This is a genomic window from Streptomyces sp. NPDC052036, assembly GCF_040680495.1.
Taxonomy (GTDB): Bacteria; Actinomycetota; Actinomycetes; order Streptomycetales; family Streptomycetaceae; genus Streptomyces.
Genome location: NZ_JBFAWW010000002.1, coordinates 382,748 through 396,845, shown reverse-complemented (window position 1 = coordinate 396,845; position 14,098 = coordinate 382,748). Strand labels below are relative to the sequence as shown.

The 14,098-nt window shown below is 69.1% G+C and carries 13 protein-coding genes and 1 tRNA gene; 10 read left to right on the top strand and 4 right to left on the bottom strand.

Annotated elements, in window-relative coordinates; translation table 11 throughout:
- Positions 1-28: 28 nt before the first annotated feature.
- Positions 29-1,348, bottom strand: a complete 1,320-nt coding sequence (locus AB0L95_RS05845; protein ID WP_365157472.1) for a histidine kinase — start codon at positions 1,346-1,348, stop codon at positions 29-31.
- A gap of 166 nt (positions 1,349-1,514) precedes the next feature.
- Between AB0L95_RS05845 and AB0L95_RS05840 the strand changes: the two genes are divergently transcribed.
- From AB0L95_RS05840 to AB0L95_RS05810, 7 genes are all read left to right on the top strand, one after another.
- Complete coding sequence (locus tag AB0L95_RS05840; protein ID WP_365157469.1) at positions 1,515-2,375, top strand: hypothetical protein; 861 nt, start codon at positions 1,515-1,517, stop codon at positions 2,373-2,375.
- A 14-nt stretch (positions 2,376-2,389) separates the two neighbouring features.
- A tRNA-Gln gene (locus AB0L95_RS05835) sits at positions 2,390-2,465 on the top strand.
- 122 nt (positions 2,466-2,587) lie between these two features.
- Positions 2,588-4,033: a bifunctional UDP-N-acetylglucosamine diphosphorylase/glucosamine-1-phosphate N-acetyltransferase GlmU gene (glmU, locus tag AB0L95_RS05830; protein ID WP_365157467.1), complete on the top strand. Its 1,446-nt coding sequence runs from the start codon at positions 2,588-2,590 to the stop codon at positions 4,031-4,033.
- Between the two features lie 144 nt (positions 4,034-4,177).
- Positions 4,178-5,152 carry a ribose-phosphate diphosphokinase gene (locus AB0L95_RS05825; RefSeq protein ID WP_365157464.1) on the top strand — a complete coding sequence of 325 codons (975 nt, stop codon included), beginning with the start codon at positions 4,178-4,180 and terminating at the stop codon, positions 5,150-5,152.
- 246 nt (positions 5,153-5,398) lie between these two features.
- A complete protein-coding gene (locus AB0L95_RS05820; RefSeq protein ID WP_365157462.1) occupies positions 5,399-5,992 on the top strand; it encodes a 50S ribosomal protein L25/general stress protein Ctc in 594 nt (197 codons plus the stop codon).
- A 69-nt stretch (positions 5,993-6,061) separates the two neighbouring features.
- Entirely contained in the window at positions 6,062-6,664 is a 603-nt protein-coding gene (pth, locus tag AB0L95_RS05815; protein ID WP_365157459.1) for an aminoacyl-tRNA hydrolase, read from the top strand.
- Between the two features lie 65 nt (positions 6,665-6,729).
- The gene (locus AB0L95_RS05810) at positions 6,730-7,221 is read left to right on the top strand and encodes a hypothetical protein (RefSeq protein ID WP_365157456.1); all 492 of its coding nucleotides are present in this window, start codon (positions 6,730-6,732) and stop codon (positions 7,219-7,221) included.
- Positions 7,222-7,310: 89 nt separating this feature from the next.
- On the opposite strand, the gene ppc is transcribed toward AB0L95_RS05810, so the two are convergent.
- Positions 7,311-10,043, bottom strand: coding sequence for a phosphoenolpyruvate carboxylase (gene ppc, locus AB0L95_RS05805; RefSeq protein WP_365157453.1), 2,733 nt, complete (start codon positions 10,041-10,043; stop codon positions 7,311-7,313).
- Between the two features lie 360 nt (positions 10,044-10,403).
- On the opposite strand from ppc, the gene AB0L95_RS05800 reads away from it, so the two are divergent.
- The 3 genes from AB0L95_RS05800 (at position 10,404) to AB0L95_RS05790 (ending at position 12,799) form a co-directional block, all read left to right on the top strand.
- Complete coding sequence (locus tag AB0L95_RS05800; protein ID WP_365157450.1) at positions 10,404-11,414, top strand: fatty acid desaturase; 1,011 nt, start codon at positions 10,404-10,406, stop codon at positions 11,412-11,414.
- Positions 11,411-12,085: a TetR/AcrR family transcriptional regulator gene (locus AB0L95_RS05795; protein WP_365157447.1), complete on the top strand. Its 675-nt coding sequence runs from the start codon at positions 11,411-11,413 to the stop codon at positions 12,083-12,085. The genes AB0L95_RS05800 and AB0L95_RS05795 overlap by 4 nt, the downstream gene beginning before the upstream one ends.
- A gap of 99 nt (positions 12,086-12,184) precedes the next feature.
- On the top strand, positions 12,185-12,799 hold the full coding sequence (locus AB0L95_RS05790; RefSeq protein WP_365157444.1) for a Uma2 family endonuclease: 615 nt from the start codon (positions 12,185-12,187) through the stop codon (positions 12,797-12,799).
- Here the strand turns inward: AB0L95_RS05790 and AB0L95_RS05785 are convergent.
- Together AB0L95_RS05785 and AB0L95_RS05780 are read right to left on the bottom strand one after the other, a co-directional pair.
- Positions 12,786-13,157, bottom strand: a complete 372-nt coding sequence (locus AB0L95_RS05785) for a glyoxalase (protein WP_365157441.1) — start codon at positions 13,155-13,157, stop codon at positions 12,786-12,788. The genes AB0L95_RS05790 and AB0L95_RS05785 overlap by 14 nt on opposite strands.
- Positions 13,158-13,160: 3 nt before the next feature.
- Complete coding sequence (locus AB0L95_RS05780) at positions 13,161-13,970, bottom strand: trans-aconitate 2-methyltransferase (protein WP_365157438.1); 810 nt, start codon at positions 13,968-13,970, stop codon at positions 13,161-13,163.
- Between the last annotated feature and the right edge of the window lie 128 nt (positions 13,971-14,098).

The following is a 14,098-nucleotide window of genomic DNA, read 5'->3' as shown; positions in this document are numbered from 1 at the left end:
GACACGCGACCGGCCCCACGACACCCCGCTACGCCGCCTGGGCCGGAATCACCGCCGACACCCGGAACCCGCCCGCGTCCGTCGGCCCCGACACGAACACCCCGCCCAGCGCGCTGACCCGCTCCTTCATGCCCACCAGGCCATTGCCCCCGCTGGGCAGCCGCACGGCCCGAGCCGACCCCGGCTCCGGCGGCGGCTCGTTCTCCACCTGCATCGCGATCTCCGCCGTACGGTGCGCGAGCCGCACATGCGTCTTCGCACCCGCCGCATGCTTGTGCACGTTGGTCAGCGCCTCCTGCACCACCCGGTACGCGGTCTGCTCGACCGTCGGCGCGTACGACCGCACCTCGCCCTCCACCGACAGGTTCACGACCATCCCGGCCGCGGCCGACTGCCCGACCAGCTCCTCCAACTCGGCCAGGCACGGCCCCTCGGAGGACTCCTCGGCCACCCGCGACGCCGCCGCAGCGGCCGCCACCCCCACGGCCGCCAACGGCACCGCGGACGGAGCAGGCCGCGCCACGGCACCCTCCCCCGTCCGCAGCACCCCGAGCATCTCCCGCAACTCGGTCAGCGCCTGCCGCCCCATGTCCCCGACCAGCGCGGCGTTCCTCACCGCCTTCTCGGGATCCTTCCGGGCCACGGCCTGCAACGCGGCCGCATGTACGACCATCAGACTCACCCGGTGCGCCACGACGTCATGCATCTCCCGGGCGATCCGGGTCCGCTCCTCGTTCCGCGCCCACTCGGCCCGCTCCTCCGCCCGCTCCGCGAGCAGCATCAGCTCCCGCTCCAGCGAGTCGGCCCGCTCCCGCAGGCTCTCCATCAGCCGGCGCCGGGCACCGATGTACAGCCCGAGCAGCACCGGCGGAGCCGTCATACCGAGCGCCGTGGTGACGGACAGAAAAGGGATGAACCCGCCGGCGATCGACAGATCGCCCCGGACCACCCCCTGATGCGCCCGCACATACGTCACGATGAACATCCCCACGAACGACATGCCCGTGAGGGCGGCGGTGATCCGCCGGGGCAGCTCCGAGGCCGCCAGGGTGTACAGCCCGACCACGCCCATCAGAAACCCCATCTGGGCGGGCGTGATCGCGACGGACACGAGGACGACGGCGACCGGCCAGCGGCGCCGCAGCAGCAGGGTGAGGCCGGCGAACAGCCCGAACACCATCCCCACGGGGACGAACAGACCGGCGTCCTGCGAGAACTGGATCCCCTCGATCGCGCACTCCATGGCCGACAGTGCGGCGAGCGAGATGTCGAGCACGGCACTACGCCACCGCCCCCACCACCAGGGGCCCTCCTCGGCCCCCGCGCGGACTTCCCCCGTCGTGGTCATGGCTCCAGCCTACGGGCGCGCAGCGGGGGTTTTCCGGTGAGTTTCCACGGCCGCGTCACACCACACTCCGTAATCGAACAGAAGCGAAACCATCCGGAATCCCTCGAACTGCTGAATCGCACACTGTTCGACCCTGGAAGGCCGGATTCCGTCCGAGGTTGTGCCCATGGCACACGCACAGGGCAAGTACGCGGACTTCGAGGGGTTACGGGAGCGGGCGGTGGCACTGCGCCGGTCCGGCCACAGCCTTCGGCAGATCCGCGACGAGCTGAACATCTTCAACAACGACATCCTCAACCAACTGGTGAAGGGCGAGCCCCCACCGGCCCGGACGAAGCGCCCGAACGCCAAGGACGACCTGCGCGCGAGGGCGAGGGAACTACGACTCCAGGGCTGGACGTACGACCGGATCGAGGCAGAGCCGGGCTGCTCGCGAAGCTCGGTCTCACCGTGGGTACGGGACCTGCCGAGGCCCGAGCCGCGCTACACGCCGGAAGAGCAACAGGCACTCATGCGCGAGGGGCTGGCACGGCGCCGCGCCACGGAGAACGAAGAGCGCACGAAGATCAAACTCGCGGCGGGTGGCGATATCGGGACACTGACGGACCGCGAACTGTTCATGGCAGGGATCGCTCTGTACTGGGCCGAGGGATCGAAGAGCAAACCCTACGACCGGCGCGAGCGGGTCGCCTTCGTCAACAGCGACCCGGGGGTGATCCAGACCTACCTCGCATGGCTCGACCTGCTCGAGGTCGACCGGGAACGTCTGGGCTTCCGAGTACTCATCCACGAATCCGCCGACGTGGAGGCCGCGCAGCGCTACTGGGCCGACATCGCCGACGTCGACGTATCGGTCTTCGCGAAGCCGACGCTCAAGAAACACAACCCGAAGACAGTCCGGAAGAACACCGGCGACGACTACCACGGCTGCCTGGTCATCCACGTGGCAAGGAGCGCCCATCTGTACAACCGCATCGAGGGCTGGTGGGAGGGAATCGTGGCCCAAGCCCAGGCACGTCTCCGGTAAGGTCTGAATCGCTGTCCCCCGTGGTGTAACTGGCAGCACACTGGTTTTTGGTACCAGCAGGACAAGGTTCGAATCCTTGCGGGGGAGCCACAGCACACAAGACCCAGGTTCGGGCCCTGACAGCACCGTCAGGGCCCGCTCTCATGTCCCCCCAGGAACACCCCGGTATCCTGCGGATGTCCACCCCACCCCATGAAGCCGAAGGGCATCCCGTGAGCGCCATCCGCCCGGCCGCCGTCGTCGTTCTCGCAGCGGGTGAGGGCACCCGTATGAAGTCGGCCACACCCAAGGTCCTGCACGACATCTGCGGCCGTTCCCTCGTCGGGCATGTACTCGCCGCCGCGCGCGAGTTGGAGCCCGAGAACCTCGTCGTCGTCGTGGGCCACGCCCGGGAGAAGGTCGGCGCCCATCTCGCCGAGATCGACCCCGGCGTGCGCACCGCGGTCCAGGCGGAGCAGAACGGCACCGGCCACGCCGTCCGGATGGCCCTGGAGGAGCTGGGCGGTTCCGTCGACGGGACCGTGGTCGTCGTGTGCGGAGACACCCCGCTGCTCACCGGCGAGACGCTCCGGCGCCTGGCCGGCACCCACCAGGAGGACGGCAACGCCGTCACGGTGCTCACCGCGGAGGTTCCCGACGCCACCGGCTACGGCCGTATCGTCCGGGACGGCTCCGGTGCCGTCACCGCCATCGTCGAGCACAAGGACGCCTCCGACACCCAACGCGCGATCCGTGAGATCAACTCCGGTGTCTTCGCTTTCGACGGGCAGCTCCTCGCCGAGGCCCTGAAGCAGGTCAGGACGGACAACAGCCAGGGCGAGGAGTACCTGACCGACGTCCTCGGCATCCTGCGGTCGGCCGGGCACCGGGTCGGCGCGTCCGTCGCGGGCGACCACCGGGAGATCGCCGGTATCAACAACCGGGTGCAGCTGGGGGAGGCCCGCCGCATCCTCAACAGCCGGCTGCTGACCGAGGCGATGCTGGCGGGCGTCACGGTCGTGGATCCGGCGACCACCTGGATCGATGTGACGGTCACCTTCGAGCAGGACGCGGTGGTGCAGCCGGGGACGCAGCTGACCGGGGCCACGCACATCGGCGAGGGGGCCGAGGTCGGTCCCAACTCGCGGCTGAAGGACACCCGGGTGGGCGCGGGGGCGCGGGTGGACAACACCGTCTCCGACGGCGCGGTCGTGGGGCCGCAGGCGTCGGTGGGGCCGTACGCGTATCTCCGTCCGGGCACGCGCCTGGGGCTGAAGTCGAAGGTCGGCACGTATGTGGAGACCAAGAACGCCTCGATCGGCGAGGGCACGAAGGTGCCGCATCTGTCGTATGTGGGGGACGCGACGATCGGCGAGTACACGAACATCGGTGCCGCCAGTGTCTTCGTGAACTATGACGGACAGGACAAACACCACACGACGGTGGGGTCTCACTGCCGTACGGGTTCGGACAACATGTTTGTGGCTCCTGTCACGGTCGGGGACGGTGCGTACACCGCCGCCGGGTCCGTGATCACGAAGGATGTGCCCCCCGGTTCGCTGGCCGTGGCCCGCGGCCAGCAGCGGAATATCGAGGGCTGGGTGGCCCGTAAGCGTCCGGGGAGCGCGGCCGCGAAGGCGGCCGAGGCGGCGTCCCGGGAGCCGGATGGCGAAGACTGAGTGGAAACAGGTGCGTCTGACACGGCGTACCGTGATAGGTGCACACCCTTACCCCACCAGCCGGGACAGCCGCTCGCATCCCGCGGACGCGGCTGCGCAAGGCCTCTCGCACCGAGCTGAGAACACCTCTGAGGAGACAGTGCTGTGACCGGGATCAAGACGACCGGCAAGAAGAAGTTGATGTTCTTCTCCGGCCGCGCCCACCCCGAGCTTGCCGAGGAGGTCGCCCACCAGCTGGGTGTCGGGGTCGTCCCGACGAAGGCCTTCGACTTCGCGAACGGTGAGATCTACGTCCGCTACGAGGAGTCGGCGCGTGGTGCCGACTGCTTCCTGATCCAGAGCCACACGGCGCCGATCAACAAGTGGGTCATGGAGCAGCTGATCATGATCGACGCGTTGAAGCGGGCGTCGGCTCGTTCCATCACGGTGATCGTGCCCTTCTACGGTTACGCGCGGCAGGACAAGAAGCACCGGGGACGTGAACCGATCTCGGCGCGTCTGGTCGCGGACCTGATGAAGACGGCCGGTGCGGACCGCATCCTCACGGTGGATCTGCACACGGACCAGATCCAGGGCTTCTTCGACGGCCCGGTGGACCATCTGTTCGCGCTGCCGCTGCTGGCGGACTACGTGGGCCAGAAGGTGGACCGGAACAAGCTGACCGTGGTGTCGCCGGACGCGGGCCGGGTGCGAGTCGCCGACCGCTGGTGCGACCGTCTGGGTGCGCCGCTGGCGATCGTGCACAAGCGGCGCGACAAGGACGTGGCGAACCAGGTGACGGTGCACGAGGTCGTCGGTGATGTGAAGGGCCGTATCTGTGTCCTGGTCGACGACATGATCGACACGGGTGGCACGATCTGCGCGGCCGCGGACGCGCTGTTCGCGCATGGCGCGGAGGACGTCATCGTGACGGCCACGCACGGTGTGCTGTCGGGTCCGGCGGCGGACCGGCTGAAGAACTCGAAGGTGAGCGAGTTCGTGTTCACGAACACGCTGCCGACGCCGGGTGAGCTGGAGCTGGACAAGATCACGGTGCTGTCGATCGCGCCGACGATCGCGAGCGCGGTGCGCGAGGTGTTCGAGGACGGCTCGGTGACGAGCCTGTTCGACGAGCAGTGATTCTGCTCGACTGATGGTGATGCCGTCCGGCCGGTGATGCGGCCGGACGGTGATCCTTTTGGGCGCGGCCTCCCCCTCCGAGTAGACTGCTCGAGTTGCTCGGCGAGGGAGGCCGTACTCATGGAGTACGGCGGTCCGTTATCGACGCGCTCTTCGTAGCAGGCCGTTCGTGGCCGGGTGACCTCCCCCGAGCTCCAAGGAGCAGGGGGGACCCCCAACGTTCGTTGATTACTACGAGGAGTGAAAATGTCCGAGGTGAAGATCGCCGCCCAGATGCGCACCGAGTTCGGCAAGGGTGCCGCGCGTCGTGTCCGTCGTGAGAACAAGGTTCCGGGTGTGCTGTACGGCCACGGTACGGAGCCGCTGCACCTGACGCTGCCGGGCCACGAGCTGCTGCTCGCGCTGCGTACGCCGAACGTCCTGATCTCGCTGGACATCGAGGGCAAGACCAACGAGCTGGCCATCCCGAAGGCCGTGCAGCGTGACCCGCTGCGTGGCTTCCTGGAGCACGTCGACCTGCTGCTGGTGAAGCGCGGCGAGAAGGTCACCGTCGAGATCCCGGTTCACACCGAGGGCGAGCTGGCCGCGGGTGGCAACCTCCTGGAGCACGTCCTGAACGCGCTGCCGGTCGAGGCCGAGGCCACGCACATCCCCGAGGCGTTCACCGTCTCGGTGGAGGGCCTGGAGGCCGGTGCCTCGGTCCACGCCAAGGACATCCCCCTCCCGAGCGGTGTGACGCTGGCCGTCGACGGCGACGCCGTCGTGCTGCAGGTCCTGGCCGCGCAGGCCGAGGAGGCGCCGGCTGAGGGTGCCGAGGGCGAAGAGGCCGCCGAGGCCTGATCCTCACCGTCATCGTTTTGTCAGCCGCTGTTCCCGGGAGGGGCAGCGGCTGGCGCGTATCAAGGAGACATGGACGTGACGACGGATGCGGGCGGTCCCTGGCTGATCGTGGGCCTCGGCAATCCGGGGCCTGATTACGCGATGAACCGGCACAATGTCGGGTTCATGGTGGCCGATCTGCTGGCCGGGCGGATCGGGGGGAAGTTCAAGCGGGCGGGCAAGGCGCAGGCGCAGGTCGTGGAGGGGCGGATCGGTCCGCCGGGGCCGGCGAACCGCCGGGTGGTTCTGGCGAAGCCGATGTCGTACATGAATCTGTCGGGCGGCCCGGTGAACGCCTTGCGGGATTTCTACAAGGTGCCGGTGGGCAATGTCGTGGCCGTGCACGACGAGCTGGACATCGACTACGGGACGCTGCGGCTGAAGCTGGGCGGTGGCGACAACGGGCACAACGGGCTGAAGTCGATCACGAAGGCGATGGGCGCGGACTATCACCGGGTGCGGTTCGGGATCGGGCGTCCTCCGGGGCGTATGCAGGTCGCGGATTTCGTGCTGAAGGACTTCTCGTCGGCGGAGCGCAAGGAGCTGGACTACTTCGTGGACCGTGCGGCGGACGCGGTGGAGTGTCTGGTCATCGAGGGGCTGGAGCGGGCGCAAAGCACGTACAACTCCTGACTTGTCCGGGCGCCGGACGGGGCCGGAGTTGACCAGGTGTGCGGGCATGGCCAAGGATCGCGGCCATGCCTTCTGCCGTGTCCTCCTCTCAGGGTGCCGTCGCGGTGCTGCGGTTCGGGCGGCTCGCGGCGATGGGTACGGTCGCCGCGCTGATCGTCGTGGCGGGTGTCTGGGGTTCGTGGGGCACCGCGCAGTACGTGATGCTGACCAAGGGCCGCGAGCAGGGCACGATGACGGTGGCCCGGTGTTCCGGTGACGCGTGCAGTGGTCCGTATGTTCCGTCGTCCGCGGGGTCGACGGCCCGCAAGCGTGTCGTGATCGGCAGCTCGGTGGCCGTGCGGCGGGGTGAGGTCCTCACGGTGGCGGTGAAGCCGGAGTCCGACGAGGTGGTGCGGACGGGCCCGGCGGGCATGTTGTATGCCTGGCTTCCGCTGGCCGGTGCGCTGCTGCTGGCCTCGGTGGTGGTGGCCGGCGGGCTGCGGATGACGCGTACCGCCTGGGTGATGGCGGGGACGGGGCTCGCGTTGCTGACGGCGACGTTCTTCGCTTTGCAGTAGTCCTGGCGTGGCAGGGCCTGCTGCGCTCGGGGCGGTGTCGCCCGTACGTCGTACGGGGGGCACCGCCCCGAGCGCTGTGTGGTGCTGGTTCAGCCGGTGTTGCGCAGGCCGGCCGCCACGCCGTTGACCGTCAGCAGCAGGGCACGGGAGAGCAGCGGGTCGGGTTCGGCGCCGGTGGCGGCGGCGTCCCGCTGGCGCTTGAGCAGGGCGACCTGGAGGTAGGAGATCGGGTCGAGGTAGGCGTCGCGGATGGCGAAGGTCTGCTTGAGGACGGGCTGGGCGTCCAGCAGTTCGCTCTCGCCGGTGATCCGCAGGACCTCGCGGACGGTGAGCTCGTGTTCGGCCTGGATGGTGTCGAAGACGTGCTTGAGCTCGTCGGGTACGAGGGTGTCCACGTAGTGGCGCGCGATCCGCAGGTCGGTCTTCGCGAGGGTCATCTCGACGTTGGAGACGAAATTGCGGAAGAAGTGCCACTGTTCGTGCATCTCGTGGAGCACGGTGTCGAGGCCCGCCTCACGCAGTGCCTTGAGACCCGAGCCGACGCCGTACCAGCCGGGGACGATCTGCCGAGACTGGGTCCAGCCGAAGACCCAGGGGATGGCGCGCAGTCCGTCGAGGCCGGCGCCGGAGTCGGGGCGCCGGGAGGGGCGGGAGCCGAGGTGGAGGTCGGCGAGCTGGTCGACGGGGGTGGAGGCGAAGAAGTAGGCGGGCAGGTCGGGGTCCTCGACCAGTCGGCGGTAGGCGGCGTGGGCGGCATCGGAGACGACGTCCATGGCGGCGTCCCAGCGGGCAAGGGCCTCGTCGGACTGGCGGGGGGCGGTGTGCAGGGCGGATGCCTGGAGGGTGGCGGCGACGGTGAGTTCGAGGTTCTCGCGGGCGAGGGAGGGGATGAGGTACTTGTCGGAGATGACCTCGCCCTGCTCGGTGACCTTGATCTCGCCTTCGAGGGTGCCCCAGGGCTGGGCGAGGATCGCGTCGTGGGTGGGGCCGCCGCCGCGGCCGACGGTGCCGCCGCGGCCGTGGAAGAGGCGCAGGCGTACGCCGTAGCGGTGGGCGACGTCGCGCAGCCGGCGCTGGGCGCGGTGGATCTCCCACTGAGAGGTGGTGATGCCGCCGAACTTGGAGGAGTCGCTGTAGCCGAGCATGACCTCCTGGACGTCGCCGCGCAGGGCGACGAGGCGTCGGTAGGAGGGGTCGGCGAGCATGTCCTCGAGGATGGTGTCGGCGGCCTTGAGCTCGTCGGTGGTCTCCAGCAGGGGGACGATGCCGATCTTCGCCCAGCCGGCGTGCAGGTCGACGAGGCCGGCCTCGCGGGCGAGGACGGCGGCGGCGAACACGTCGTCGGCGCCCTGGCACATGGAGATGATGTAGGACTCGATGACCTCGGGGCCGAAGACCTCCAGGGCCCGCTTGGCGGTCTCGAAGACGCCGAGGGTCTTGGCGCCGGCGGCGTCGAGGGGGGCGGGGGTGGGGGCGAGGGGCCGCCGGGAGCGGAGTTCCTTGGCGAGGAGCTTGTGCCGGTACTCGCGGGGCATGTCGTCGTAGCGCCAGGATTCCTCGCCGAGCCGGTCGAAGAGCTGGCCGAGGGCGTGGTGGTGGGCGTCGGCGTGCTCGCGGACGTCCATGGTGGCGAGCTGGAGGCCGAAGGCGGCCAGGGTGCGGATGGTGCGGGCGAGGTGGCCGTCGGCGATGAGGTGGCCGCGGTGGGCGCGCAGCGAGGTCTGGATGATCCGCAGGTCGGTGAGGAGTTCGGTGGTGCCGAGGTAGTCGCGTCCGGGCTGGTGCGCGGTGCCCTTGGCGAGACGCTTCTTGGTGTTGACGAGCTTCTGGCGGACGCAGGTCGCCTTGAGGCGGTAGGGCTCCTCGGCGTTCAGGCGCTTGTAGCGGGGGCTGATGCCGGGCAGCCGGTCCAGGTCGGCCTGGAGGGATGCGAGGAGTTCCTCGGTGGCGCCGGTGTAGCGGATGGACTGGGAGAGCAGGCCGCGCAGTTCGTCGACCGTCTCCAGCGCGTCGTTGATGCCGTGCTCGTGCTGGAGGATGAGGACGTCCCAGGTGACCTGGGGGGTCACGTTGGGGTTGCCGTCGCGGTCGCCGCCGATCCAGGTGCCGAAGGTGAGGGGGCGGGTCTCGTCGGGGAGCTTGACGCCGACGCGCTCCAGTTCGGCGGTGAGGTCCTCCAGGACGTCGCCGACGGCGCCGGCGTGGAGTTCGTCCAGGTAGTAGATGGCGTTGCGGGCCTCGTCGGCGGGTTCCGGGCGGACGACCCTGAGTTCGTCGGTCTGCCAGACGAGGTCGATGTTCTCGGCGAGGCGGGTGTCGTGGCGGCGGCGGTCGCTGTCGAGGACCGGGGTCTCCAGGAGTGCGGCGATGCGCCGCAGCTTGTTGAGGACGGAGCGGCGTGCCGCCTCCGTGGGGTGCGCGGTGAAGACCGGGCGCACGTTGAGGTTGCGGACGGTGTCGCGCAGGTGGTCGGGGTCGGCGTCCTTGAGCCGGTCGGCGGTGCGGGCGAGGAGTCCGCCCTCGGCGGCGCGCTTGGCGCGCAGTTCGCGGCCGCGGTGGACCTGCTCGGTGACGTTGGCGAGGTGGAAGTAGGTGGAGAAGGCGCGCACCAGCTTGGCGGCGGTCTCCAGTTCGGTGCCGCGCAGCAGTTCCGCGGCGGCCTCTCCGTCCTCGCGGGTGAGCCGGCGGACTCGCTCGACCAGGTCCAGGAGTTCGGAGCCCTCCTGCCGGACGAGGGTCTCGCCGAGCAGATCACCCATTCGGCGGATATCGGCGCGCAACTCACTGTTGGTCGTCGTGGTCTGGTCGTCGGCACTGCTCACAGGTGCGGCTCCTTGCAGTAATCAGGAGGTGCGTCGCGTCAGCGACTCCCTGGAAGGGCGGTGGTGGGCGACGGGTGGGGTCGTCTGGGAGGGGACCCGGACGGGTGCCGCGCGGCGGGTGCCGCATACGGACCGGGCATCCGGGAAGTAAACAGAGCGGACCGCGCTGTCCGACCGATTCCAAGGATAGGTGTCCATGCGGACGCGCAGGCTCTTGGGCTCTTGCCGCTGGACGACGCACTGCCATACTTACGTCGCCGTAGGTTACGGAACCGTAAGGTCTCCGGTCAGACCCCGGGGGAACCCTGGAACCTGTAGCCCGGCACCTGTCTCGACCCTCGACCCCACAGGGGACGCCCCATGACCACAAGCTCCGATGTGATCGAAGACGCCCCGCAGGCGAACGACGACACTCTGCGGCCCTCGGCGACGCTGGGCGGCGAGCAGAAGCGCTCGATCGAGCAGATCACTCTGCTGCTGTTCATCACCGTCCCGTTCCTGGCGCTCGTGGCGGCGGTGCCGCTGGCCTGGGGATGGGGTGTGAGCTGGCTCGATCTGGGCCTGCTGGTCTTCTTCTACTACCTGGGCTGTCACGGCATCACGATCGGTTTCCACCGTCACTTCACGCATGGCTCGTTCAAGGCGAAGCGGCCTTTGAAGATCGCTCTCGCGATCGCGGGGTCGATGGCCGTGGAGGGGCCGCTGGTGCGATGGGTCGCCGATCACCGCAAGCACCACAAGTTCTCGGACGCCGAGGGTGATCCGCACTCCCCGTGGCGTTACGGGGAGACGGTGCCCGCCCTGATGAAGGGCCTGTGGTGGGCCCATATCGCCTGGATGTTCGACGAGGAGCAGACGTCGCAGGAGAAGTACGCGCCGGACCTGATCAAGGACCCGGCCCTGCGGGCGATCTCCCGCCAGTTCGTGCTGTGGACGGGGGCGTCGCTGATGCTGCCGCCGCTGATCGGCGGTCTGGTCACGATGTCCTGGTGGGGCGCCTTCACCGGCTTCTTCTGGGGGTCCCTCGTCCGGGTGGCGTTGCTGCACCATGTGACCTGGTCGATCAACTCGATCTGTCACGCGGTGGGCAAGCGCCCGTTCAAGTCGCGGGACCGTTCGGGGAACGTGTGGTGGCTGGCGATCTTGTCGTGCGGTGAGTCCTGGCACAACCTGCACCACGCGGACCCGACGTCGGCGCGGCACGGTGTGGAGCGGGGACAGCTGGACTCCTCGGCGCGGATCATCCGCTGGTTCGAGCAGCTGGGATGGGCGTACGACGTGCGCTGGCCGTCACGCTCGCGCATCGATTCCCGCCGCAGCAGCGACGGGGACGACTCCCGGCGCGGGAAGGCGAACGCCGGCACGGCATGATTGACAATGTGGCGACCGACTCCAGTACTCCCAGCACCGACAAGCCGAGGCGCACTCGCCGCACCCGGATGACCGGGGCGGAGCGCCGCCAGCAGCTGCTGGAGATCGGTCGCACGCTGTTCGCCGCGAAGGGGTTCGAGGGCACGTCGGTGGAGGAGATCGCGGCGAAGGCCGGGGTCTCCAAGCCGGTGGTCTACGAGCACTTCGGCGGCAAGGAGGGCCTGTACGCGGTGGTGGTGGACCGCGAGATGCGGCGCCTGCTGGACATGGTGACGAGTTCGCTGACCGCCGGGCATCCGCGTGAGCTGTGCGAACAGGCGGCCTTCGCGCTGCTGGACTACATCGAGGAGTCCACGGACGGGTTCCGCATCCTGGTCCGTGACTCGCCGATCCCGCAGTCGACGGGTTCCTTCGCGTCCCTCATCTCGGACATCGCCACGCAGGTGGAGGACATCCTGGGCCGCGAGTTCAAGAGCCGCGGCTTCGACCCGAAGCTGGCCCCGCTGTACGCGCAGGCGCTGGTCGGCATGGTGGCACTGACGGGCCAGTGGTGGCTGGACGTGCGCCGCCCGAAGAAGGCCGAGGTCGCGGCGCATCTGGTGAACCTGGCGTGGCACGGTCTGGACGGTCTGGAGCCGAAGCCGCGGCTGATCGGTCATCGCAAGAGCTGAGGCGCGGGGTGCGCGATCACCCGATGTGATGACCTTTGTCGGTCTCGGCCGCTACGGTGGGTACACGGTCCGAGAATCCCGTTCATGGGAGGAATCACCATGTCTGCCGAGCCGTTCGCCGCACACGAGTCTGAGGCCGGCATCCACCTGCCCGTGCCGCCACCCGAAGGCTTCACGGTCGATGACCTGTTCACCCTGCCGGACCTCCCGCCGCACACCGAGTTGATCGACGGGAGCTTGGTCTTCGTGAGTCCGCAGCGGAATTTCCACATGCTGATGATCTACTTGCTGGCTCACGGGCTGCGGCTGACGGTACCGGGCAATCTCAGGGTCAAGCATGAGATGACGGTCGTACTCGATCGCCGCAACGCTCCCGAACCAGACATCAGCGTGATCCGTGCGGACGCAGACACCGGCCTCGAGCAGACCCGCTTCCAGGCGGAGGATGTCGTACTCGCCGTTGAGGTCGTCTCCCCTGATTCCGAGGCCCGCGACCACAACACCAAGCCGTTGAAGTACGCGGCCGCCGGGATCCCTCATTTCTGGCTGGTCGAGATGGCCGAAGGCAATCAGCACCCGGTGGTCCGCACCTACGAGCTGGACCCGGTCACCAAGGCCTACGCGCTCACCTGCATCCACCACGACAAGCTCGAACTCTCCGAGCCGTTCACCGTCGACATCGACATCACGCTGGACGCCCTCAGGCGTCTGTAGCCACCGGTTGAAGGAACTCCAGCCGGTTCCCCACCGGGTCCTCCGAGTAGAAGCGCCGGTGGCCCGGCAGGTTGTCGTCCCAGGTCACGGGCGCTCCCCGCGCGGCGAGCCGGGCGGCGTAGGCCTCGATCCCCGCGACCCGCAGGCCCGGGTGTGCCTTTCGTGCGGGCCGGAAGTCCTCCTCGATGCCCAGGTGCAGCTGGACGGCCCCTGCCTGGAACCAGCAGCCGCCGCGCGCGGCGAGCACCGGGGGCTTGGGGATCTCCGTCATGCCGAGGACGTCGGCGTAGTAGCCGCGCAGCAGGTCCTCGGAGCCGGGCGGGGCCGCCAGCTGGACGTGGTCGACAGCGGCCAGCATCGCTCAGGCCCCCTTCGTGGCGACGGCGAAGACGCGGCGGAACGGGAACACCGTGCCGTGGGCGGTGGGCGGGTACGCCTCGCGCAGGGCCGTGCGGTAGTCGGCGAGGAACTCCTCCGCCTCGTCGTCCAGCTCCGTGAGGACCGGCCGCAGCCCGGTGCCCTTCACCCAGTCCAGGACCGGGTCCTCGCCCTGGAGGAGATGCAGGTACGTCGTCTCCCAGACGTCCGTCTCACAGCCGAGGTCGGTGAGGTGCTCCAGGTAGGCGTGGGGCGTGAGCACGGCGTCGTCATGGCGCAGGGTGTGGGCGAGGCGGTCCTTCCAGCGGGCGGAGTGGACGATCTCCCGCAGGAGCTGATGGCTGGGGGAGTCGAAGTTTCCGGGCACCTGGAAGGCGAAGGTGCCGCCCGGCTTGAGGGCGGCCACCCAGTCGGCGAAGCGCTCGGCGTGGTCGGGCACCCATTGCAGGGTGGCGTTGCTGATGATCAGGTCGTACGACTCCGGGGGCGTCCAGGTGCGGGCGTCGGCGTGCGCGAAGTCGAGGCGGCCACCGCCCGCGGTGGGGCCTTCGTGATGGGTGTGGGCCTGATCGAGCATCTCGGGCGAGTTGTCGTAGCCGGTGATGTGCGCGGTGGGCCAGCGGTCGGCGAGCAGGACGGTGACGTTGCCGGGGCCGCAGCCGAGGTCGGCGATGCGGGGCGGGTTCGCACCGCCCGGTTCGGGGACGCGGGCGAGCAGGTCGACGAAGGGGCGGGCGCGGTGGCCGGCGTGGCGCAGGTACTGGGCGGGGTCCCAGATGGGCGCGGTGGACATGGTGGGCCTCCTCGGGGTGAACGGCTCGACGTTCTCGTACGGAGGCGTCGCCCCCGTTTGACGACGCCTCCGTACGCAGGGCAATCCTGGTACCCCAACTATCTCGACGTCAAGAGACTCCACATCAA

Bases quoted from the DNA above. Each gene is read 5' to 3' on its own strand.
- AB0L95_RS05845 (WP_365157472.1), bottom strand. From the start codon at position 1,348: ATGACCACGACGGGGGAAGTCCGCGCGGGGGCCGAGGAGGGCCCCTGG.
- AB0L95_RS05840 (WP_365157469.1), top strand. From the start codon at position 1,515: ATGGCACACGCACAGGGCAAGTACGCGGACTTCGAGGGGTTACGGGAG.
- AB0L95_RS05820 (WP_365157462.1), top strand. From the start codon at position 5,399: ATGTCCGAGGTGAAGATCGCCGCCCAGATGCGCACCGAGTTCGGCAAG.
- pth (WP_365157459.1), top strand. From the start codon at position 6,062: ATGGACGTGACGACGGATGCGGGCGGTCCCTGGCTGATCGTGGGCCTC.
- AB0L95_RS05810 (WP_365157456.1), top strand. From the start codon at position 6,730: ATGCCTTCTGCCGTGTCCTCCTCTCAGGGTGCCGTCGCGGTGCTGCGG.
- AB0L95_RS05800 (WP_365157450.1), top strand. From the start codon at position 10,404: ATGACCACAAGCTCCGATGTGATCGAAGACGCCCCGCAGGCGAACGAC.
- AB0L95_RS05795 (WP_365157447.1), top strand. From the start codon at position 11,411: ATGATTGACAATGTGGCGACCGACTCCAGTACTCCCAGCACCGACAAG.
- AB0L95_RS05790 (WP_365157444.1), top strand. From the start codon at position 12,185: ATGTCTGCCGAGCCGTTCGCCGCACACGAGTCTGAGGCCGGCATCCAC.
- AB0L95_RS05785 (WP_365157441.1), bottom strand. From the start codon at position 13,157: ATGCTGGCCGCTGTCGACCACGTCCAGCTGGCGGCCCCGCCCGGCTCC.
- AB0L95_RS05780 (WP_365157438.1), bottom strand. From the start codon at position 13,970: ATGTCCACCGCGCCCATCTGGGACCCCGCCCAGTACCTGCGCCACGCC.